We start from the raw sequence: 21329 nt of genomic DNA on the forward strand, positions 1-21329 counted from the left end.
GGGGGTTTTAGTCTTTAGGTACCATATGCTTTTGGGGGGACGCCTTTCTTGTTGACAAAAGAGATATAGGACTTATGCCTTTTTGTTTGCATCCAAAGCCCACGTGAATGCTATGTCTCTGCCAAACGGTGAAGAAAACAACAACGAAATGGTTGTAACCCCCTGGGAAGTCAAGGGCAAAGTCGATTACCAGCGGCTCATCAAAGAATTCGGCACCCAACCCCTCACACCCGAGCTGCTGGACCGAGTCACCAGCTACACTGACAAGCTGCATCTGCAGCTAGAGCGCCAGATTTTCTTTAGCCACCGCGACCTCGACACCGTCCTAGACCTCTACGATAAGGGCACAAAATTTGTGCTTTACACGGGCAGAGGACCAAGCGGCCCAGTGCACATCGGGCATCTGGTGCCATGGATTTTCACGTTGCACATACAGCAGAAATTCAAGACTCGGCTCTATTTTCAAATCACCGACGACGAAAAATACCTCATCAGCGATGAACGAGGCCTGCAGGAAACCTCTAAGTGGAGCTACGAGAACGCCCTCGATTTAATCGCGCTCGGCTACAAGCCCGAGGACACCTTCATAATCTATGATACTGTTGACATCGATCTGCTCTACGATATCACGTTGCAAGTTGCCAAGCGTATCACCTATAGCACTGCCCGCAGCAGTTTCGGCTTCCAAGACAGCACCAACATCGGCTGGGTTTACTGGCCCGCCATCCAAGCTGCACCATGCTTTATCCATAAAAAACTCACAGGCGAAAACGTTCCCGCGCTCATCCCCGCAGCCATCGACCAGGACCCCTACTGGCGCGTCACCCGCGACGTCGCCCAGAAACTGGGCTACTACAAACCAGCCCAAATCCACTGCCGTTTTCTTCCTGGTCTAGGCACAGGCGGAAAAATGAGTGCATCGATGCCTGAAACCAGCATATTCACTGTTGACTCCCCCGAGGTGGTGAAGAAGAAAATCTGGAATGCCTTCACCGGCGGCAAAGGCACCGCGGCTGAGCAACGCAAAGAAGGCGCTGACCCCAGTGTCTGCAGCATCTTCCAGTACTATGTGTTCCTCTTCGAAGAGGACAGCGCCAGGCTGGCGGAGCGGGAGAGGAGGTGCCGCGGCGGCGAGATGCTTTGCGGCGAATGCAAAAAAGACATAGCGGAGAAACTCAACCGTTTCCTTCAAGCCCATCAGGAACGCCGCGAGAAAGCCAAAGACGTCATCGAGCAGTACCACATAAAACGCAAGTAGGCAGCTTGAATTAGGCTACTTAGGTGATGTTTGCGTTGATTTCGCTCCAAACCTGTGGGCTTTTTGTCTTGATGTATTCTATGATTTTGTCTATGCGTGTTCCCATGTTAACCTGATACGCTGGAATCCCCTGATACATCAGAGGTTCTGGGGTATCCATGAAGCATTTATGTAAAGCAATCGCCTGCCAATCATCGTTGAAAACAGGGGAACCCGACGAGCCAAACAACGTATCACTGTAGTAGAGCAGATCACTCTCTTCGAGTCTACAGGCGGAGTTGTTGCGCAGGCTAATCATTTGCTTGCCGCCTTCAGGATGCTGGATAATGTTTACCGCAATCTGTTTTTGTGAAGAATGTAGCTTCAGATATGTGGGGTTGAGCGTCAAGGGGCTGCGGAAGGGCTGGGCTAACTTTAGTATAGCAAAGTCAAGATCGGGATCTGAACCGCATTCGCAAAAAGTCTGCAGAGAATCAACCGTTAACTTCTTGCCCTCACTTAGAGGCGGATTATAATCAAATTGCACTATTGCATGTTTAGCTTGCAGCGCCAAGTCTTCAATGGAGGCGTTTTTTTCACCGTCTTCACGTGCATTGATCACGTGGTGGTTAGTGATTATGTGTTGCCGACCAATCAGCCATCCAGTTCCATAGTAGGGCAGTGGTGTCTGTACTGGCAAACCATGCTCATATCTAAAAACGGATATACGTGCAACTGAGTTGCTTGCGTTGCACCCGATTTCCAGCCAAGATTTGGGCACCAGATCGTTTTCATTAATCACTGCCATGCAGTGGACGGGTTCTCTATCTATCTTTTCTTGCTTATCCATCCGAGAAATCCTCCCTTATCAGAGTTGGGGGCATTTTGAGCTGGCGGATCAGTGGGAGTTGGAGTTTGTAAAGTGGCGGTTATGATGCGGTTTAATGTGGGTTTCTCGTCATCTTTTCCGTACCCTAATTTAAAATTCATGTTGACAAGCTCACTGCAGGATCCCGCAGCCTCTACTTCCCCAGTTATCTTAGCCAGAACAAACGCTAAAACTATACCACTTATGTAAGAGGTGTCGCCGCCACCGATGCTGAGGGGCTTTTTGATGGTTATGGCTTCCCCGCCTTTAGAGCACACTTTAAGATGCAGCAGATGCGAAATGTGAGATGATCGGATATATTCTCTTAGCACGGCATCGACAAGCATTGAGGGCTTGTTATCTGTGGAGGCGGTGATGGAGGCAAAGAAGGAGTCGAAGGATTTGAGCAGCGCCTCGGAATCAAGCACCGATTTGTTTACGTTTTGGAGGGATTTGTTTAGTTCATTTAAAGCGTTGGTTTTGCTAGTTTTTTCCTGTTTTTTTGAGTCGAGGCTTTTTTGGATGCTTTCTTTTTCGGTGCCTTCCAATGCTTTTGCTTTTTTAGTGAGTTCTTCGATTTCGGCCTGAAGCTTGGTTATTTCGTCGCCTTTGGCTTTTGCCTCTGCAACCTTCGCCTTTAAATTCGCCACGGACATATCCAGCTCCATTTTTAGCTTAAGCAGCTCAGTTAGCTTCGAAACTAGCTCTGAGGTTGTTAGAGAGTTAAAATTGCAAACCATAACTTTGCCATTCCATGGTTTACCTGACTCAGTGAGCTCAGAACTGGTTATTTTTCCTGTGATACTTGCGATTAGCGCTTCTTCGTCTATGCTGAACTCTTTGCCCTTAACATTGTAATCGCCCTTGAAGAACCGCAGTACATCTGCAGCCACGCTTAACCCTCCTGAAATGAGGCTTGGAATGGCCGATAAGACCCCTGCAGCAGCCAGGGCGGTTGCAACTTCACGATGAGGCTTTCCAGTGGGAACCGACGGTTTCTGGGGCTCAGCAGGCATTTCCACGCCGTTGTTTTTTAGCTGAGCAAGAATGGATGAATTGTAGTTATCCATTAACCCGTCAATTAGTAAAAGCGGGAAGTCACCTTGTGCAAAGTTGAGGTCCTTCACCACCAGGATTCTTGGCTCAAAATTCTCTATGCCGGTTAATTCTTTCTCCCTTATTGCATCAGCGATGATTTTCGAGTTTTCCTCAACTAACTTGTAGGCGATAAGTTCCGTTGCGTAGCCAAAGTTGGCTGTGGTGGTGATTTCTCCTTCAACACCTGTGCTTTGCCCTTTAGGCAACATTGAGGTTATCTGTGTCTTTTTTGCTTCACTTAGCGCTATCTGGGCGTCAATCAGTTGCTTTTGCTCTTGAAGCTTGGTTTTTTCCTCTTCCGCCGCTGTACTTTCCTTCATTTTAGCGGCAAGCGCCTTCTCGGATTCAACCAATTCTGCCGTTGCCTTGTTTAGAGCGATTTTGTTTTGGATTTCCTCTAATTGTTTTTGAGAATCATCCTTACCAGACATTTTCAAATGCCTCAAATTAGACGGTTTATCTTAATACATGTTAAAGATTATAGGAATTTAAGGTTTGGGCTTGTTTGAAACCTACAATTTTAAGCAAAAGAAGTCTTAGTTGCGAGCGGGAAACGACTGCTAAGGGCAGTGTGTTTTTGAAAATGAAAATATTGATAAACCGCAAAGCGCTAGACTAGAATCAGGACAGTTTTTTAGGTGAAATATTTTGTCTGGCAACACGTTAGTTAAGGATATTATGACTAAAAACGTTAAGGTCGCCCGTGAAGACACAACCCTCCATGAGGTCATCGCGACGTTTAGCAGTTTTGACATAGACTCAATCATCGTGGTGGAAGGGGAGCGCCCGGTTGGAATCATAACCTCCAAAGACGCGTTAACTCGGGGGTTTGAGCATGGCTTACCCGTCAGCGCCATAAAAGCGGGGCAGGTTGCTTCAAGCCCACTTGTCACCATCGATGAGGAGGCAAGCGTGGAAGAAGCCGCTGAGTTGATGAGGCGCCAACACATCAAGCATCTGCCCGTGGTGAGCCATGAAAAACTTCGAGGCATAATCAGCGACACCGACATTATCTTTGCGTTGCCTTCGATGCTTACTGTTATGGAGGAAGTCTGTCGCCCCGCGATTCAGCATTAGCGAAAACAAAAAATGCAAGCCAGCGCCAATATTACTTGTGATTTGATGTCTCCGAAAACTCCAGTTAACATAAACAGCGCTTATCGGCTGCTGCATCCCATGCATGTGGTGATGGTGAGTTGCGTGGGCAACAGCGGCAAACCAAACGCAACCACGCTGGCTTGGGCTATGCCGACTTCGCAGAAGCCGCCGCTGCTAGCCATCAGCATTGCGCCTGGACGCCACAGCCATACCCTCATCGAGGAATCAGGCGAATTCGTCGTTAACATCCCAACCCTTGAGATTCTGCAGGCGGTTTACTCATGCGGCAGCCTCACGGGGCGAAGCTTCGATAAATTCAAGAAGGCTAATCTCACTGCGGCACCGGCCAAAACCGTTAAAGCCCCGATTATAGCTGAGTGCGCTGCGCATATCGAGTGCGAGGTGGATGGGCAATTCAGCACTGGGGACCATACGATTTTTGTGGGTAAAATATTGGAGGCTTACGCTGAGCAAGGTGCCTTTTCGGATGCGGGCTATGATCTTAAGCGGGTGCGTCACCTTTATCATGTTGGCGGCAACAACTTTGCTACTTTGGATCCGAAAAACTATAAGGCATAGATGATGTCGTGAGCGTTGATGTGGCTTATCTGTGTTGAAACCGCTATCATATGGTGGAGTATAGAAAAAACTAAAAACAAATCGGGACAATATCTTATTAGTCCCAAATGATAGAAGTCAGAATTGAAGCCGCAACTACAAAACTCCTCGATAAACTTTACCGCATAGAAGCAGACTGCTTTGACGAGGAAGCCTTCACTAAACAGCAGATATCCTATCTTCTAAGTGACTACAACACCATCGCTTTGGTTGCCAGAGACGGCCAGGAAATCGCGGGGTTCATCATTGCCCAAATCGAAACCGCCGAAACCGAATATGGACACATCATAACCATAAACGTGCAGCCAAGATATCGGCGATTGGGGATCGGCGCTAAAATGCTAAATGAAACCGAAAAACAGCTTAAAATTCGTGGCATAAGCACATGTCACCTTGAAGTCCGCGAAGACAACAACGCAGCCATAAAGCTTTACCATAAACTGGGCTACCAAACCCTCAGTAGACTGGAAAAATACTATGGTAAAAAGCATGGGCTCTACCTCAAAAAGGTCCTCTGAGGCTGCCAAGCGCTGGTTTGGCTGATAAACAAAGCTTTATATCAACTGATGCTGTAAAATCGATGGTGGGGAGAGATGGGAGAATCCCGTGGTAGAAAATCAAACGAGCAAACCCTTCGAACCATCGTTGTTTTAATCCGCAATACAACGTGGCGTTGTGGCAAGCTCGAGAAATCCATCGTTAAGCACCTCTACAAGCGACATGAAAACTTCGGCAAACCCGGCGTATCGATAAGAGACATCATGCAGAACCTCAACATCACCGGCGAAAAGAAAGACGAGTGCCTCGATGCCCTGCGCAGGCTAGAAAAACGCAACATCGTAAAAATAACTCCACTCTAACCTTTCTCTATTTTTTGTGAAAACAGATTGCTCTCTTAGCTGCGATTTTTTTCTATAGGCCCCTATTATATAGGCTCCACAAATGTGCATCCTCCAACGGCTGGGAGCAACGCACACTTAGGAGAAGCCAAGACACATGTGCATATGAAGCAAAAATCAGCAGGGGCGTCTGCGACTGTTTTCCGCTTCTGCCCATACCAAAGAAACATGGCAGCAGCAGTGACGGAAAGAAGCAAAGGCAACATTGCCAACCAAGACAGCTCTGGAACGGTTGGACTTGCGGAAGGCAAACCAGAACTTGTTGGTACTGTTATTGTCTCGGTTTGACTCCAATTGCTCTTAGCTTCACATTCAATAGCAGAAGCCATGTGTCCCAATGTAGGGGCAGAAAGGCTAGCCTCATACATTTCTGATGAGTATCCAAACATTGCTCGCACTTGCACATCCACCTCTGCCTCAGAAGCATAATTCGCTGGAATGCGGACAACCGTATATTGGGGCTCTACTGATGCAGGAAGAGGATCATGGTATAAAGAACTTAGAAATTCCGAAGAAACATTTTCAAGATAAGCTTCTCGTGAATTAAAGCCAGTGATGATAGGAAATAATTCAATCCAATCATCTCCAAAATGACCCTTATAACGTATGTTATAATACAAGGCGTATGTGGCACCGCTTGATGAGTCGCTAAATTCTTGGTTCTTAATTGTGACTACAATCGAAATATTTTGAACGTGAGTACCAGTTACATTAACAACTTTTTGTCCAGTAAATTCGTCTATTTTGTAGGTTGTTGGCACATCATACGAATTATCAATGTAATGCAACGTAAATTCAGGTATAGAGGGTTTAGGTATTGTCTGAGCATTAGCTAATTCTACAAACATCAGGCTGGAAGATATCATGATTATTGTCAGAATTAAGGCCATTTTATTTAATTTACCCATGCTTAAAACTATCAAAATAAAGTGGATAAAAAGATTCCTGTATAGCTTTCTTGACTAAGTCAGTCAACATTTCTTGACCAAAGGCTTCTTTGTCATGCGTGGGCAGATGGATACAGGTGGCAAATTCGATTGGCATGAATCCGTTTTGGATACAGGTATTATCAGCGGCATCACATTTTTTGCGGGGCTTGTCGTTTCATATCGACCAATATGAAAAAAAGGGTTTATTTGAGAAGCTCTGTTTCGCTTGGCGGCTGCTTAATCAAGCCATGCTTCATGAGCAACTCGGTGGATTCCCTTGCGTTCTTGATAATTGCAGATGCCCGCTCGTAGAGTTCTGCTCGGCTGGGCTTAACCCTTGCGACGCCCTGCTCTATAGATTTAAGCGCGCAGGCAACCGCTTCCCGGGGAAACACTTCCCACTCATCCATCCGGGGCAGCAAATCCACCTCTGACATGCCCCGCTCCTCGGCGTAGGTAGCCAGCTCCGTTGCGGCGGCGATGCACATGTCATCAGTTATTGTCTTTGCCTTCACGTCTAGGACGCCTCGGAATATGGCGGGGAACCCCATGCTGTTGTTAACTTGGTTGGGGAAGTCGCTGCGTCCCGTCGCCACCACCCGTGCGCCGGCTTCCTTTGCTTCCCAAGGCCAAATCTCAGGAATCGGGTTAGCGCAGGCAAAAACGATGGAGTCGCTTGCCATGGTTTTTATCCACTCCTTTTTGATGGTTCCGGGGCCGGGTTTAGATGCCGCCACGACTGCGTCGACTCCTTTGAAGGCTTCCTCTATGCCTCCACGTCGGCCCTCAGCGTTGGTTTTCTGGGTGACATCGAACTTCCAAGGGTCCTCCGCCTCGTTGATGTCTGATCTGCCCTTGTATATGACGCCTTTGGTGTCGGCGAGGATTATGTTGCCGGGTTTAACGCCCCACTTCATAAGCACATAGGCGGTCCGGATGTTAGCTGCGCCTGAACCCACCAGCGTAATGAGGCTCTCTTTGGGTTTTTTGCCCACCAACTTGAAGGCGTTCATTAGCCCCGCGAGGATAACGGTGGCGGTGCCCTGCTGGTCATCATGCCAAACTGGCACCTGCATCTCAGCGCGTGCCTTCTCAAGAACATGGAAGCATTTGGGTTTCTCGATGTCTTCGAGGTTTATGCCGCCAAACGAGGGCTCCAGCGCCTTACATATCCGCACTATCTCGTCAGGGTCTTTGGTGCGTAGGCAAATCGGAAAGGCATCGACGCCGCCGAGGTACTTGAAAAGCAACGCTTTGCCCTCCATAACGGGCATCGCGGCTTCAGGGCCGATGTCGCCTAGACCCAAGACGCGGGTGCCGTCGGTGACGACTGCCACGTAGTTCCAGCGGTTGGTTAATTCGAAAGATTTGTCGGGGTCTGCATGGATTTCCCTGCATGCTGCGGCGACGCCGGGTGTGTACCAGATGGCGAAGTCATCTACGTTTCTAATCGCGCATTTCGGGATAACCTGCATTTTTCCTTCGTAGAACCGATGCATCGGCGGCGAGAGCTGCGCGGGTTTTTTGGCTTTTGCAAGCAACTCGTCGACGGTGGCCTTTTTTTCTGCGGAAACCAAAGTGTCATTCTCCTGCAAAGCGCTAAAACACAAAGAACGCTTTAAGCGTTTCCGCCGACGCCTGTTTTCTTCTTTGTTGGGCGAGCGGTTTCTTGGCTACACAAATATGCGGCGGTGCCTGCTCAGTCAGCCTCCCTCCCCTCTATAGGTTCCCTGCATACCTCAGAAATCAGGGCCAAACAGTGGTGAAAAAGACGGCAGAACGTGCAACAAACCTTCCAGCCAACGCCGTCCTCAGACAGAACTAATCGCAAACACTCAAGAGGAATATTGCAGCTAAGCCTAACCAAATATGGCTGATAAGCGATTCTTCGCTTCAAATCACCTTTACGTTAAAGGTGACAGCAGAGAATTGGTATTTGCTCGCTTAAGCATTAATGTTGCGCTGTAATTTGCCATTACTATTTTACAAATCTATCAGTCAAGTTTAATTTTACGGAACTCATGAATGCCTGCTATGTGGCGGTTAGGCACTTTCTTCCATGAGATGGCTTATGGGCTGCTTTCAGTATTCATACCACTCTACATTGTCACCTCTGCAGCCGCGGGCGGTTTGGGTGGAAGCCTGGTAGATTTGGGTATAATAATGGGTCTTTCGGTTGCTTTTACGATACCTTCATCTTACTTTTGGGGCTGGATATGCGACAGAATGAGACGCTACAAAATGTTCATTCTGCTATCTTTCTTTTCTTCAGCAATCATACTTTTTCTCTTTACAATTCCCTTTGCCAGAAACTTGGTTGTTTTCGGAGTGCTCTACATTTTAATGAACGTGCTTCATAATGCCCACGAATCCCCCAAAAACGTGTTAGTTGCAGAAAACTATTCACATGACCAATGGGGAAGAGCATACGCAATATATGAGGGCTTAACCGAAGTCGGCCTCATTATCGGTTTAGGCCTCGGAATTGCAGCCTTTAGCCCAACAATCAATTTCGGAACCAATGCCATGTACACCTTCTACATTTGCAGCTCGCTGAGTTTGGTCGCATTCGTTATTTCTTTGCTATTTGTGGCTGATCCAATTATGAATTTTGAGCGCCGCCTTGTAGGTATAGAAAGAAATCTTGATTATAGCCATAGAGGCTTTGAGGCAGTGTCCAGAATGTGGCGCGGCTATGGAGATAATGCAACCCTTAAGCAAACCCGCTTTTTGGGCTTTGGTCTAGCTATCCTGTTCTTCTCATTAGCAACCGCCGTCTTCTATACACCGCTTCCAGTATTCTTTACCGAGTACTTAGGATTAGACACGGGATCAGTCTTTATCGCGTATGTATTGGGTTCGATTGGCGCCACCTCTGGCTACTTCGCTATTCGCAATCGAGCTTTCGGCGGCGATACCAAAAAGCGCATAAGCCGAATGATCCTGCTGAGAAGTTTTTTTGTTTTCCTAATTGTTGCAGTTGTGGGATTCTCTTTCTATCCGTTACCTCTGGCAGGTATGATTCTGATTGGATTAGGCTTTGCTTTCGCAATCTATTCCATTCTTATGCTTTGTAACGCTATGGCGCTTGTCCCAGAAGGAAAATCAGGCATAAGTGATGTCTTAGCTGGTTTAGGAGCAGCAATCGGCGCCTTTACTGGACCATACTTAGCTGAGGTAATCGGTTATCTGCCTGCTTTCTTAATTGCAGCCCTGCTTTTCTTGGTGGCTTTTGTCTGCATAAAAGTCCTTTCCTAACACCCTTCAAAGCGGCGGCTTCCCCTATCGATGCTTTATCTGATGCTTTGCATGGGGGTCATAGCCACAACAATCACGTAGTGCCCCTGCGGCTCTGTTTTTGCTTGGTAAGTACACAAGCCGCCGCCCGTATTCTAAAGAAAGGAATGCCGACTAAGGTGTGATGTTCGATGGAAAGAAATCAAAAAAAGAAAAAAAATTTTCTTGAACCTTATGGATACTTAGTATCTTGGCCTGTAGCCGCCGCCACCGCGCCGATCGCCGCCGCCTCTGCTATCGCGACCGCCGCCGTAACCGCCGCCGCCACGTCGGTCTCTACCGCCGTAACCGCCGCCACCGCCGAATCCTCTTCCTCCGCCTCGGCCACCGCCGCCGCGGAAGGGTCTTCTCTCCTGCTCATATGTTTTGCTTGAAACGTTGTTTTCTGTGTTCACTTCTGCTGCAAGGGGTTCAGCTGCGGGTTCGAGTTTGCCGTATTTGCCGATGTTTAGGCGGATGTTGCCTTTGAAGAGAGTAACGTAGCCGTTTTCAACGCGGACTGTGTCCTCTTCATTGACTTTCTCGATGTTGTCGTCCCAGAGTGTTAGGTAGACAACGCCAGTTTCGTCGCCGATGAGTGCATCGCTGACTTTGTGTGGTGAGCCGTCTCTGCCCATTGGGATTTCGCGTATTTCAGTTTTAGATACTACCTTGGCCGTGACATTAACTGCTTTAGATTGTGGGGTTAAGTCGCCGACTTTGGCTTCTACGGGTTCCTTTTTGTTTTCGAAAAAACCTTCTACAGCCAATTGATTTCAACACCTATTTTGTGGTCTCAGACACATGTTAGATTTTCTGAGAACTTAAGTGTTTCGCTTAAACGGTTCTGAGGTTTCTGCGCTGAACATATTAGGTTGAGCCACGTTTCTGGTGTATATGCATCGAAGAATGGCTGCTGCCTTGATTATTCTAGTAGCCGCGGGAATAGGATTAGCATATGCAGCCAGCCTCATTTGGACAGCGGTGCCCGATGGACCCACCCAGTACACCTACACAGTCATCAACACCTACCCCCATGACACCGCAGCGTACACACAAGGACTCCTCATCGACGACGGCGTCCTCTACGAGAGCACCGGCGGATTTGGCGCCTCGACTCTTCGCAGAGTTGACCTTACATCGGGTTCGGTGCAGCAGCAAATCAAGCTAAACGATTACCTCTTCGGCGAAGGACTCACCTTAGTCAACGGCAAACTCCTCCAACTAACATGGCAAAACCGCATAGGCTTCATCTACGACAAAGAAACCCTCATGGTGCAGGGCAACTTTAGCTACCCCACAGAAGGCTGGGGCTTAACCTACGACGGAACAAGCTTAATCATGAGCGACGGCACCTCCAACCTCTACTTCCTCGACCCCGCCACTTTCCAGCAAACAAGGCAAATCAGCGTCCAAGTTAACGGCACCGCCCTCACAAACATAAACGAGCTTGAATACGTCAACGGCGAAGTCTACGCAAACATCTGGCACACCCAAACCATCGCCATAATCAACTCCGACACCGGAGAAGTCAGGGGCTACCTTGACCTGTCAGGGCTCTATCAACAGCAGAGCCTAGATGATGTATTAAACGGCATAGCCTACGACCAGGAAAGCGGCAGGCTATTTGTAACGGGCAAAAACTGGGCAAGCCTCTTTGAAATAGAAATCGTGCCCAAGTAGCCCAGCTTGGCGTAGCAAACTGTTTTCTGCGTTTCTTTAGCTGGGTTAGGAATTTAAGTTGCCAATGCACATACAAATCCAGCAAGTGATTGCAATGCCATACGACCATGAAGAACTCGAAAAGTTTCGTCTCTCAGGCAAAATCCTGCGGGAAACCCGAGAGGAAATGCGCAGCTACGTCCAGGAGAACATGCGCTGCATCGACGTCTGCGAGAAAACCGAGGGCTTAATTCGCCAAAAAGGCGGCAAACCCGCTTTCCCAACCAACGTAAGCATAAACGAAGTCACCGCGCACTACACTTCCCCGCCCAACGACGCCTCCACCATCCCCATGGGCTCCACCGTAAAGGTTGATTTAGGCGTACAAATCGACGGCTATGTCACCGACACCGCGTTCACGGTGGCGTTTAGCCCCGAGGGTAAAGCGATGACGGCTACGGCTGAACTTGCGCTGAAAACCATAATCGAGAACATCCATGGCGACATGTCTCTAGGCGACATCGGCGCGTTAGCTGAGAAAACCATAAGAAACCGTGGATTCCGCCCCATAAGCAACCTCACTGGGCACAGCGTAGGCAGATACCTCATCCACGCGGGAACCTCCATCCCCAGCGTGTCCGGCTTTAACCCCCATAAAGTCAAAGCGGGCGATGTCTACGCCATCGAACCCTTCGTTACCCAACTTGACGCCATCGCAAGGGTCGATGATAGTCCACAGAACACGATTTTCCGTTTTCTGAAAGCCAAATCACTAAAGACGCCGGAGGCAAAAAAACTTGCCAAGCACATCGAAGCAAACTTCCATACGCTGCCCTTTGCGGAGCGCTGGCTGCTCGGGGTTTTGCCTAAAGAAAAACATGCAGCCGCATTCAAGGAGCTGCTTAAATCAAAATCCGTTATGACTTACCCCGTGTTTGTGGAAGCCAGCCGAAAACCCGTCGCTCAGGCAGAACATACCTTGCTCATCAAGGAAGACGGATGCGAAGTTTTAACCTGAAAAAATTAAAATAAAATAGATTGGTTGCCTAGCCGTTTAGATGGCGTAGGTTTTTTCCTTCTCTTTGACTTCTTTGTAGATGGCTGTTATCATTTGTTTGCCGCCGCATTTGGGGCATGGAGCCTCGATGTCTTTGAAGACGTAGTCGCCGCGTTGGAATTCTCTGACGGTTTTGTTGTTGCAGGCTTTGTTTTGGCATTCGATGGTTGTCATGACTTTTGGGATGTCGATTTTTACTTCAGCGGCTTGTCTGCGGGATTGGTAGAGCAGAAACAGCGACATAGCCATAGCGATTGCTCCTATGCCGCCTAGAATCGCCGCTGCCAACTGGTCGCCTTGGGACATGTAGGTTTCGAAGGCAACAAACACCGCTACCAGTGAAAGCGCCATGACGACGATCACTATCATCGTCAGGTAATTGGAGATTTTGTTTGTGCCAGATTGGGTTTGTGTTTGCTGAGTCAATGATATCGACCTCACTATTGTCCAACTCCTATGGAGTTACCGACGCCCACGATGATGATGGTGTCGCCTTCTTTGGTGCGTTCCTTCACAACGTCCTTTACGCGGTCGATGACTTTATCGACTGCATCGTTGATTTCTCGGCGCATAGGCGAAACTGCATCGCCAATGTCCTCTTTAACGATTACCGCGTAGAGCGGAATGTGGTATTTGGTAACGTTCTCTTCGATCTTGAACTGGTCCACGCCGGGTCCACCGATGGCTGCGCCGATGCCCTCTGCGACTTCGCCGACGCCTTCGCCTTCCAGCTTAAGGCCTGCATCGATCATGACGACGCTGGCGATTTTACCCTGGTTTTCCTCGATGACGCTCACGATTGCCTCGCCGGGTTTGCCCACGTTTCCACCTGGGCCTTCAGCTTTAAGGACAAGCGCGGTGCGTCCTTCAAAGGGTACCGATGCCACGACGCAGTCTTTGGGGACTTTGCGAACCTCGTAGCCGTGCATCAGCTTAGAGGCGATAAGTGGCCCAACGCCGTCTCCGATGGGTTGACCATACGCGAAGGCTTTAAGCGCGCTGGCATAGGCTTCTGCCTCCTTCATGACCAGTGGCAGTATCATCTGCAGCTGCATGATCACGTAGAGACTGAGGGTTTTTTTGCCCTGGATGTAGTAATGGCGCACGACTTTGTAGATGAAGTTAAGCGCCATCGCTGCCTCCAACGTGTTTTCCAAGTTGTTAATTTGAACTTCGTCTGATGCCGCTGCTGGCGCCATAAGTTTGACTTCTTCCTTTAGCCGCTCGTCTCGGATGTCTAGGATGTGGTCGAGTTTGTTCACTATGCCTGCTGGGTCCATGGTCTGGGGGCTTATGGTGAAGTATTCGAGGTATCGGTCCACGCGGGGGGTGGGGTCAGCGGTGGGTTTGCCTATTTCTTTAAGGACTTCCACAGCTACTTTTTTGCCCTCATCTTTTATAACGCGTAGTTTATGGAGGGAATTCTCCACTTCACGAACCATGATATACATTTGGATGCGTTGGCCATAGAAGATAAAGACTATAAAGAACACATACATGCCTAAGCTAAGTATCTGTAATATTGGCGAATCGGTTCCGGGAATCAAACTCAAGTTTAAACACCACTTCTTTTCAAAACTCTCTTCGCTGAGTTATAAAGATATGCTATATTTGGGTGTATTTGAATTGGGAAAAGGTGCTGCCAGCTTTCCCAGGTTCACGTGGCCTAAGACCACACTACAGCTGGGAACGGAACACGGTTTAACTTCTGAGTTCGGTATGGGATCAGGTGGAACCCGTGCCCTTTGACCGGCAAACATTGCATATCTGCACAGCTTCACCTAATATACCTTTAGTTTTGCAGGAACGGTTTTTGGTGAAAAACCAGCGATTGGCAGCCATCAGTCTTTATTCAGCTGTTAAGGGGGATAGAGACTGGCGGAGCAGCAGCTTCCTGCGCCTTAACCCTATAAATAGAGGGGGGATAGGCGCCCTGAGCAGCAGAGTTATGCCTCGGTGACCTTCGCGTCTTTTAGCACATGCACCAAGCCGCTGCCCCCAGCGACGAAGCCGACTTCACAGTGCATAACCCCGCGTTTGTCAAGTTCACTCTGCAGCTCATCGGCGTTTTCCTTCGCCACCGCCAAAAGGATCCCGCCCGCGGTTTCCTTGGCTTCACCGGTCAGCAGCGGATACCCCAGCACCTGAGCGAGGAGGGGTGTGCCGGCTATCACGTAGAGGTTGTTTATGACTATGTCAACTTTACCGAGCATTGCCATGTTGGCGCTGTGCCCCTTGAGTCCAAAGCCAGTTATGTCGGTTGCGGCATTCACGGGCACGTGCTGCATGGCTTCTGCGACGGGTTTATTGGAGGTAATCATGCCTGTGATTGCTCCATTTACTGCCTTTTCAACGACATCAGGAGGTATATCAGCCAGTAGTTCCTTGCCTTCTTCGTCTTTTCGCAGCCGATACGCCGCCATAGCCGGCGCAATTCCCAGCGGCTTGGTCAAAAAGAGCTTGTCGCCGACTTTGGCGCCCCGGGTGTACACGATTTTCTGCGGGTCAGCGATGCCGGTGGCTGCTCCGCCGATTATGGGCCAGGGGTTGCGGATGGTGTGCCCGCCCACGATGGGAGTGTCCATTTCGCGGCAGAAATCGCCCAGACCCTTAAGCATGCCCACAGCGAGTTCCGTCGGCATGTTCTCGGGGAACGCCATGATGGTGAGTACCGAAGCGATTTTGGTGACGCCCAGCGTGTAGATGTCGCTTGTAACGTTGCTGCCGGCGATGCGGCCCTGGATTTCGGGTTCATCCACCATGGGCGTGAAGAAGTCAAGGGTGTTGAGGACGGCGATGCCGTCGGCGATTTTCACGACGCTGCTGTTTTCCCATGGCCCAGCCAGCACGTCGGGCTTGAATTCCTCGGTTAAGCCGGCTTGGTCAAGTAATTCGCCCAGTTGGTACTGGGGCAGCTTGCAGCTGCAGCCGTGGACGGGCACGGCTTTGGTTAATCTGTAACTCACTTTGGGTTCCTCCATTATGCATGTGTGGTTGATTAAATAAAAATTTATAATACAAAAAAGGAAAAGGAAGGGAAATTTAGGCTTTTTTGCCCGCGATTATCTCAAGGAAGGCTTCGATGCGGGTTTTAATCTGCGCTGCATCGCCCATGCCATAGTCGGTTTCGATGTTTAGCATCGGCAAATTCTGCTCTTTGAGTGCACGCCCGACTTTGACGCCTTCCACATTGTAGTCATGGCAGTTCTGCAGAGTATAGTTGATGACGCCATCAGCCTTGAATTGGCCGGCTAGGTCAGTGACGCTTTTTATGCGGCGGTCGTTGGGCGTGAAGCAGGCGCAGGGGATTTGACTGTACTTCTCCACGATTGCCCATAACAGGTCGCTTATGCTGTCGCCTTTAGGTTCAACAAGAGTACTGAAGAGGCGGGTGCCAACGCAGCTTTCCTCCACAACCACCGTGGCGCCAAGCGATTGTGCGATGCTGTGGACTTTCCAGTTGGGAATCGCCATAGGGCAACCTGAAATCATCAGGCGCGGGGCATCCGCTGGGGCAACGCCGACGCCGTTTTTGACGCGTTCGTCGAGTTCATCACAGAGCTCGTTGACTTTGGCGGTGAAGCGCACGGGGTCATCGTTGAAGCTGATTTGGTTAATGAGCAAAGCGTCGAGTCCACTGATGGGTGAGGGGCTTTTGGAGCGGAGGTTGTTTAGGCGCTGCAGGGCTCGGCGTTTGTTGTTGATGAGTTCTATGGCGGCTTTGAGTTTCTCAGCGGTGATGGTGTTGCCGGTGAGTTCCTCGATTTTAGCTTTGAAGGCTTCTACCTCCTTGAACCAGAAGGCTTTTCCGGCTTCAGTGTCGGGTTTGTGGGGAATCTCGATAACGTAGGTTGAGATAAGTTCGTTTAGGAGTTCGTAGACTTTCTTTTTGCCATCACAGGTAGTTTCGCCCACGACGAGATCGCTGACTTGGAAGTAGGGGCAGGTTCTGCCGAGTTTAAAGCCATAGAAGGACTTGATAAGCGGGCAAAGGTTTCGGGGCAAAACTGTTTCAGCGTCTGGAACCGAGAAGTCTGCTCCGCCGCAGAGCCCCACCATCGAGGCGTCAGCTGCATAGGGGATTTCTTCGGGGGCATAAACGCAGAATGCGCCGACGACTTTTTTGCCGCTGATGCGTTTGTCGTTTAGTTCTTTGATGCGGAGACCATGGATTTCTGAGACGACAAAGTCGAAGTAATCCATTTTTTTGGGGCGGTTTTTTTGGGAGAGGTAAATGTCTGTGTAGAATTGTCCTAGGGCTTTTAGGAGGATGTCGTGTTTTTCAACATCTATTCCTATGCTTTTCCACATTTCCAGATATTGTTCTGACATAGGGCTCACTGCTGATTGAGAAAGGAAGAAGCATTTGTATTAATATTTTTTGTAATTTAAATTAGAAAAATTTATGGTCGAGTCAGCGTTTTTTAACCAACAACTTAAACTCGGCACCGGACCGCTGCGTCCCAACAACCTCATGCCCGTTATTAGTCACCCAATGCGAAATGTTATCAAACTCCAACTCGCCCTCGCCAGTGACCTCCAAAAGAGCGCCAACAGGCAACTCCGCCAGCTTACGCTTGGTCAAAGCCACAGGAATCGGGCACATCTTACCTTTAACATCAATCTTTTCTACGCTCAGAGTTGCCACCTAGAAGGTTACGACCTTGTCGCTTGTTGTCGTCCACTCAACCAAGTCATGGATTGTTGCTAGTTTGACGCCGTCTATGAGTTCATCTTGCTTTAGGCCGCGGGCTTCAGCGCAGACGACGCAGGCTTTGGTTTCTACGCCGCCTTTGACGAGGTCTTCGAGCATTTTCCCATAGTTGGTTAGGCCTTGGGCGGGGTTTTGTCCTTTCTTGGCGAGGTAGACGCCGTTTTCGAAGAGCCAGATGCGGACTTTATGGCCTTCCAAGTCGGCGGTCCATGCGAATCGCAGGGCTGATAGGGCGCGTTCTTTGGCGATGGGGGATTCGAAGATGATTACGGTTAAAGTTGCCATGTTCATGCCTCTAAGTAGTGAATAGTGTTTATTCAATTTGTTAATTTAACAGTTTCCATCCAAAAACCCATACCGCCCATCAAAAGTTTCGCGGAGCTTATATACTAAAAACTCGGATAATATAACCAGCCAAGGATTATTAGCAACCGCAAAGAGGCAAACATATGAGACTAGACTACCTAGAAACCTTCCTTACAGTAGCGAGGACACACAGCTTCTCGATAGCAGCAAAAGAACTAAAAACCAGCCAAGGCACTGTCAGCCACCAAATCGCCGCCCTCGAAGAATACTTCGACGCCCAACTCTTCAAACGCGCAGCAGGCGGCGTTGAAGTCACCGATGCAGGCGCAACCCTGAAGGAAACCGCCCAGCGCATCCTCCAAGATGTCCAGGACGCCAAAGCCCAAATCTCCGCCGCCAAAGACACCCTAAGCGGAACCATACGCATAGCCGCAAGCACCATCCCCGAAGAACACATAATCCCCGGCTTAATCGCAGAGTTCCAAAAGCGGCATCCGGAAGTGAAATTCAAAATAACCGCGCAGGACAGCGTAACCAGCCTCGCAAGCCTCCAGAATGGCGGCGCCGACTTCGCCGCGGTAGGCACACTTGCTGGGTTTGAGGACAAATTTGACTTTCTCGAAATCGGCGAAGAGCAACTGGTGCTAATCACCGCCTGCAACCACACGTTAGCTAACCGCAAATCAGTCAAACTCGCAGAAATCACCCAGTTCCCCTTCATTAGCCGCGAAGAAACTTCAGGTACCCGCCTGGAAATCGAGAAGCTGCTTGCGAAAAACGGCTTTTCAAGCGGCAACCTCAAAGTTGCCTTTGAGCTGGGCAGCACCGAATCAGTGGTCACGGCGGTTTCGGAGGGCAGGGGGGTAAGCGTGATTTCATCTATCGCTGCAGCCAAGGCTAATGCTGCGGGGCTCGTTAAGGTGGTGGCTATTTTGGAGGCTAAGAATCCGCGTAAGCTTTACATGGCGCGGAGCAAGAAGGCGTTGCTTAAGCAATCTGAGGCGTTTTGGGCGTTCTGTGGTACGTATCGGTTCAAGAGCCAGGCGGTTGTTTGTCCGGCTTAATTATCCTGTTTTTACGTTATTATCGGACACACAGCACGATATTATTTAATAGTTCCATCGGTTCCTGTCACTTAGGAAAACAAAGTGAAAAACCCGCCTCCACAAACTCTTCTCGCAGCCGCACTCATCCTTGCAGCCCTGACCTCAACCATTCCCCCGCTTGATGCCCAAGGCGCCGACGACACCTTCTCAGTAATCTGGATAACTGACACCCAGTACCTCTCGGAAAGCAACCCCCAAGCCTACACGAACCTAACCCAGTGGATAGCAGATAACCAAGCAACCTACAACACAAAGATGACCATCCACACCGGCGACATAGTAAACAGCGAAGGCAACCTAACGCAGTGGCTTGCCGCCAACCAATCTATGGGTGTCCTCCTCGACGGCGGCGTACCCTACACCTGGGATGCAGGCAACCATGACTTCAACTCATCCTACTACACGGGTAACCAATTCGCCCCGTTTAACCCCGCAGTTATGAAGGATAAGCCCTACTGGGTCAGCGACAAATATGACGGCATGAACACGGCGGTGCGCTTCAACGTTTCAGGCTGGGACTGCCTAATAGTAAACATCGCTTTCTACGCCAACGATTCTGCGCTGGAGTGGGCAAACCAGCTTTTGGACGCCAACCCCCAATCACACGTCATCGTGACGACGCATTCTTACCTCAACAAGGCAGCCGGCTACGATGAATGGGCAGGCCACCTCAAAGAAACCGTGTTAGACCCCCACCCAAACGTGTTCCTCACGCTCAGCGGACACTATTACCCCACGCAGGGCAACCGCTCACAAGTGGGGGGACGCTGGGAGTTGCTGTTTAACCAGCAGGATGCCTACGGCAGGTTAGGTGCGGAGAGCGCAAGGATCCTGACTTTTAACGTGACCGCAGGCACCATAGAAGTCCAGACCTACAACGTCAACCAGAACCGGTTTTTCACGGATTCCAACAACAGTTTTACTGTGCATTCGACTTTCCGCAACGATGCGGCGCCGGAGGATTTTCCGTTGGGGTTTGCGATTGGTGGCGGGGTGGTTGTGGTGGCTGTGGTTGGCGTGTTTTTTGTTTTAAGGGGGAGGCGTTGGCTGCGTTGATGGTTGTTTGGGTTTTGTTTGATGCGATATGATTAAATAGTAATATCGATAGCTTTCAATAAGAAGGAACATTACATGACCACCCAACCCAAAAAAGGAATTAACACAAAAATCATAGCGGCAATAGCAATCATAATAATCGCCATATCCCTCTCCGCAGTCGCAGCCCAATACATGCTAAACCAGCAGACACAGCCCCCACTCGAACTACCAGACATGACTCTCACACTAGTCGGCAGCGACGGGCAACAGCAAACCCTAACAAAAACCGACATCCTCTCGCTCCAAGCTTACACTGCCGACGGCGGCATACGAACCAGCAACGGAGAAATAAAGGGCGTCGGAACCTACACCGGCGTTGCGGTAACCACCCTGCTGGAATTAGTCGGCGGAATCGAAAGCGACCAAACCCTAACCGCTACAGCCTCAGACGGCTACACCATGGCCTATAGCTACAACCAAATTGTGAACGGCGCAGACTTCACCACCTACGACCCCGCTACACGCAGCCAAACCGATGCCACGCAGCCTCTGAAGCTTGTTTTGACCTACAGCATCGACGGAGCAGCCTTGCCCAGCGACGAAGGACCGCTGAGGATGGGTGTTTTAGGCAGCGAAGGGTTAGCCACCCAGGGTAACCTCTGGGAGAAAATGGTTGTTAAACTGCAAGTTAACCTTCCGCCGGAGCCAACGTCTACCTCTACACCCTCACCTACAGCTAAGCCCACCGCTAAACCCACCACAACCTCATCTAACCCAACAGCCACGCCTACTCCAACCCCAACTCCAATCAGCATCCCAGCCACTCAGTTAACAATCATCGGCGCTGACGGAACCACCACCGTTACGCTCAACGAGGCGTCGCTGGTGACTTATGCGCAGACCTCGGGGCTTGGCGGCAAATTTAAGAGCCAAACCGGAACGACTGACTATGGAACCTACACGGGCATCTCCATTACTACGCTGCTTAATCTCGTCGGCGGCTTATCCAGCACGCAGGTGCTCTGCGTCACCGCAGCCGATGGCTATGCCAAAAACTACACTTACACGCAGGTTACTGGTCCGGGTTTAACTATGTATGACCCCGTGACAAACGCTACCGTTACCCCCACATACCCAGTGACTATGATTGTGGCGTACTACTACAACGGCACAGCCGCCAACCTACCGGTACACACAAGTGGCGCATACCTTGAAACCGCCTTCGTTGGGCAAGACGGATTGTCCACCACCGCTAATCTCTTCTCAAAGTATACTGTTACGCTACGAGTCTACAACGCTTAAGCATCCACAACATGGCTGACTGTGGCAATTGCTACGGTCCGCGCTCCTTTCTTTTTAAAAGGCAGGTTTTCTGAATGTCGAAGGTATTCATCAGTACTATCGTTCATGTTTTTAGGGTTTG

The 21329-nt window shown here is 49.7% G+C and carries 22 protein-coding genes and 1 rRNA gene; 11 read left to right on the forward strand and 12 right to left on the reverse strand.

Going from position 1 to position 21329, the window contains the following annotated elements:
* Positions 1-112 precede the first annotated feature (112 nt).
* Positions 113-1258: a tryptophan--tRNA ligase gene (locus NWE93_05495; protein ID MCW3999673.1), complete on the forward strand. Its 1146-nt coding sequence runs from the start codon at positions 113-115 to the stop codon at positions 1256-1258.
* A 19-nt stretch (positions 1259-1277) separates the two neighbouring features.
* On the opposite strand, the gene NWE93_05500 is transcribed toward NWE93_05495, so the two are convergent.
* Together NWE93_05500 and NWE93_05505 are read right to left on the reverse strand one after the other, a co-directional pair.
* Positions 1278-2087 carry a serine protease gene (locus tag NWE93_05500; GenBank protein ID MCW3999674.1) on the reverse strand — a complete coding sequence of 270 codons (810 nt, stop codon included), beginning with the start codon at positions 2085-2087 and terminating at the stop codon, positions 1278-1280.
* Entirely contained in the window at positions 2066-3634 is a 1569-nt protein-coding gene (locus NWE93_05505) for a hypothetical protein (protein ID MCW3999675.1), read from the reverse strand. The genes NWE93_05500 and NWE93_05505 overlap by 22 nt, the downstream gene beginning before the upstream one ends.
* Positions 3635-3851: 217 nt before the next feature.
* On the opposite strand from NWE93_05505, the gene NWE93_05510 reads away from it, so the two are divergent.
* The 4 genes from NWE93_05510 to NWE93_05525 all read left to right on the forward strand — a co-directional run bounded on the left by NWE93_05510 (position 3852) and on the right by NWE93_05525 (position 5779).
* Positions 3852-4280, forward strand: a complete 429-nt coding sequence (locus NWE93_05510) for a CBS domain-containing protein (protein ID MCW3999676.1) — start codon at positions 3852-3854, stop codon at positions 4278-4280.
* A gap of 45 nt (positions 4281-4325) precedes the next feature.
* Complete coding sequence (locus NWE93_05515; GenBank protein MCW3999677.1) at positions 4326-4880, forward strand: flavin reductase family protein; 555 nt, start codon at positions 4326-4328, stop codon at positions 4878-4880.
* 107 nt (positions 4881-4987) lie between these two features.
* Positions 4988-5437, forward strand: a complete 450-nt coding sequence (gene rimI, locus NWE93_05520) for a ribosomal protein S18-alanine N-acetyltransferase (GenBank protein MCW3999678.1) — start codon at positions 4988-4990, stop codon at positions 5435-5437.
* 75 nt (positions 5438-5512) lie between these two features.
* Complete coding sequence (locus NWE93_05525; GenBank protein MCW3999679.1) at positions 5513-5779, forward strand: hypothetical protein; 267 nt, start codon at positions 5513-5515, stop codon at positions 5777-5779.
* A 65-nt stretch (positions 5780-5844) separates the two neighbouring features.
* Here the strand turns inward: NWE93_05525 and NWE93_05530 are convergent, their stop codons facing one another.
* A complete protein-coding gene (locus NWE93_05530) occupies positions 5845-6726 on the reverse strand; it encodes a hypothetical protein (GenBank protein ID MCW3999680.1) in 882 nt (293 codons plus the stop codon).
* Positions 6727-6950: 224 nt separating this feature from the next.
* Positions 6951-8246 carry an NADP-dependent malic enzyme gene (locus tag NWE93_05535; GenBank protein MCW3999681.1) on the reverse strand — a complete coding sequence of 432 codons (1296 nt, stop codon included), beginning with the start codon at positions 8244-8246 and terminating at the stop codon, positions 6951-6953.
* Positions 8247-8781: 535 nt separating this feature from the next.
* On the opposite strand from NWE93_05535, the gene NWE93_05540 reads away from it, so the two are divergent.
* Positions 8782-10005: an MFS transporter gene (locus NWE93_05540; GenBank protein ID MCW3999682.1), complete on the forward strand. Its 1224-nt coding sequence runs from the start codon at positions 8782-8784 to the stop codon at positions 10003-10005.
* A 221-nt stretch (positions 10006-10226) separates the two neighbouring features.
* On the opposite strand, the gene NWE93_05545 is transcribed toward NWE93_05540, so the two are convergent.
* Complete coding sequence (locus NWE93_05545) at positions 10227-10793, reverse strand: OB-fold nucleic acid binding domain-containing protein (protein MCW3999683.1); 567 nt, start codon at positions 10791-10793, stop codon at positions 10227-10229.
* Positions 10794-10944: 151 nt separating this feature from the next.
* Between NWE93_05545 and NWE93_05550 the strand changes: the two genes are divergently transcribed.
* Positions 10945-11706: a glutaminyl-peptide cyclotransferase gene (locus tag NWE93_05550; protein ID MCW3999684.1), complete on the forward strand. Its 762-nt coding sequence runs from the start codon at positions 10945-10947 to the stop codon at positions 11704-11706.
* A 94-nt stretch (positions 11707-11800) separates the two neighbouring features.
* Positions 11801-12703 carry a type II methionyl aminopeptidase gene (gene map, locus NWE93_05555; protein MCW3999685.1) on the forward strand — a complete coding sequence of 301 codons (903 nt, stop codon included), beginning with the start codon at positions 11801-11803 and terminating at the stop codon, positions 12701-12703.
* Between the two features lie 36 nt (positions 12704-12739).
* Here the strand turns inward: map and NWE93_05560 are convergent, their stop codons facing one another.
* From NWE93_05560 to NWE93_05590, 7 genes are all read right to left on the reverse strand, one after another.
* Complete coding sequence (locus tag NWE93_05560) at positions 12740-13168, reverse strand: hypothetical protein (protein ID MCW3999686.1); 429 nt, start codon at positions 13166-13168, stop codon at positions 12740-12742.
* A gap of 14 nt (positions 13169-13182) precedes the next feature.
* Complete coding sequence (locus NWE93_05565) at positions 13183-14295, reverse strand: DUF1512 domain-containing protein (GenBank protein ID MCW3999687.1); 1113 nt, start codon at positions 14293-14295, stop codon at positions 13183-13185.
* Between the two features lie 84 nt (positions 14296-14379).
* Positions 14380-14499, reverse strand: a 5S ribosomal RNA gene (gene rrf / locus NWE93_05570).
* A gap of 189 nt (positions 14500-14688) precedes the next feature.
* Positions 14689-15708 (reverse strand): selenide, water dikinase SelD, encoded by a 1020-nt coding sequence (selD, locus tag NWE93_05575; GenBank protein ID MCW3999688.1) that lies wholly within the window; start codon positions 15706-15708, stop codon positions 14689-14691.
* 76 nt (positions 15709-15784) lie between these two features.
* Positions 15785-17074, reverse strand: a complete 1290-nt coding sequence (locus NWE93_05580) for a double-cubane-cluster-containing anaerobic reductase (protein ID MCW3999689.1) — start codon at positions 17072-17074, stop codon at positions 15785-15787.
* An 82-nt stretch (positions 17075-17156) separates the two neighbouring features.
* Entirely contained in the window at positions 17157-17390 is a 234-nt protein-coding gene (locus NWE93_05585) for a sulfurtransferase TusA family protein (GenBank protein MCW3999690.1), read from the reverse strand.
* A complete protein-coding gene (locus NWE93_05590) occupies positions 17391-17741 on the reverse strand; it encodes a DsrE family protein (protein ID MCW3999691.1) in 351 nt (116 codons plus the stop codon). It lies immediately after the preceding gene.
* 164 nt (positions 17742-17905) lie between these two features.
* Between NWE93_05590 and NWE93_05595 the strand changes: the two genes are divergently transcribed.
* The 3 genes from NWE93_05595 to NWE93_05605 all read left to right on the forward strand — a co-directional run bounded on the left by NWE93_05595 (position 17906) and on the right by NWE93_05605 (position 21208).
* Positions 17906-18826, forward strand: a complete 921-nt coding sequence (locus NWE93_05595; GenBank protein ID MCW3999692.1) for a LysR family transcriptional regulator — start codon at positions 17906-17908, stop codon at positions 18824-18826.
* A gap of 84 nt (positions 18827-18910) precedes the next feature.
* Positions 18911-19924 carry a metallophosphoesterase gene (locus tag NWE93_05600; protein ID MCW3999693.1) on the forward strand — a complete coding sequence of 338 codons (1014 nt, stop codon included), beginning with the start codon at positions 18911-18913 and terminating at the stop codon, positions 19922-19924.
* Positions 19925-19999: 75 nt separating this feature from the next.
* Positions 20000-21208, forward strand: coding sequence for a hypothetical protein (locus NWE93_05605; protein ID MCW3999694.1), 1209 nt, complete (start codon positions 20000-20002; stop codon positions 21206-21208).
* Positions 21209-21329: the final 121 nt, after the last annotated feature.

It is taken from the genome of Candidatus Bathyarchaeota archaeon (genome assembly GCA_026014735.1).
Lineage (GTDB): Archaea > Thermoproteota > Bathyarchaeia > Bathyarchaeales > Bathycorpusculaceae > Bathycorpusculum.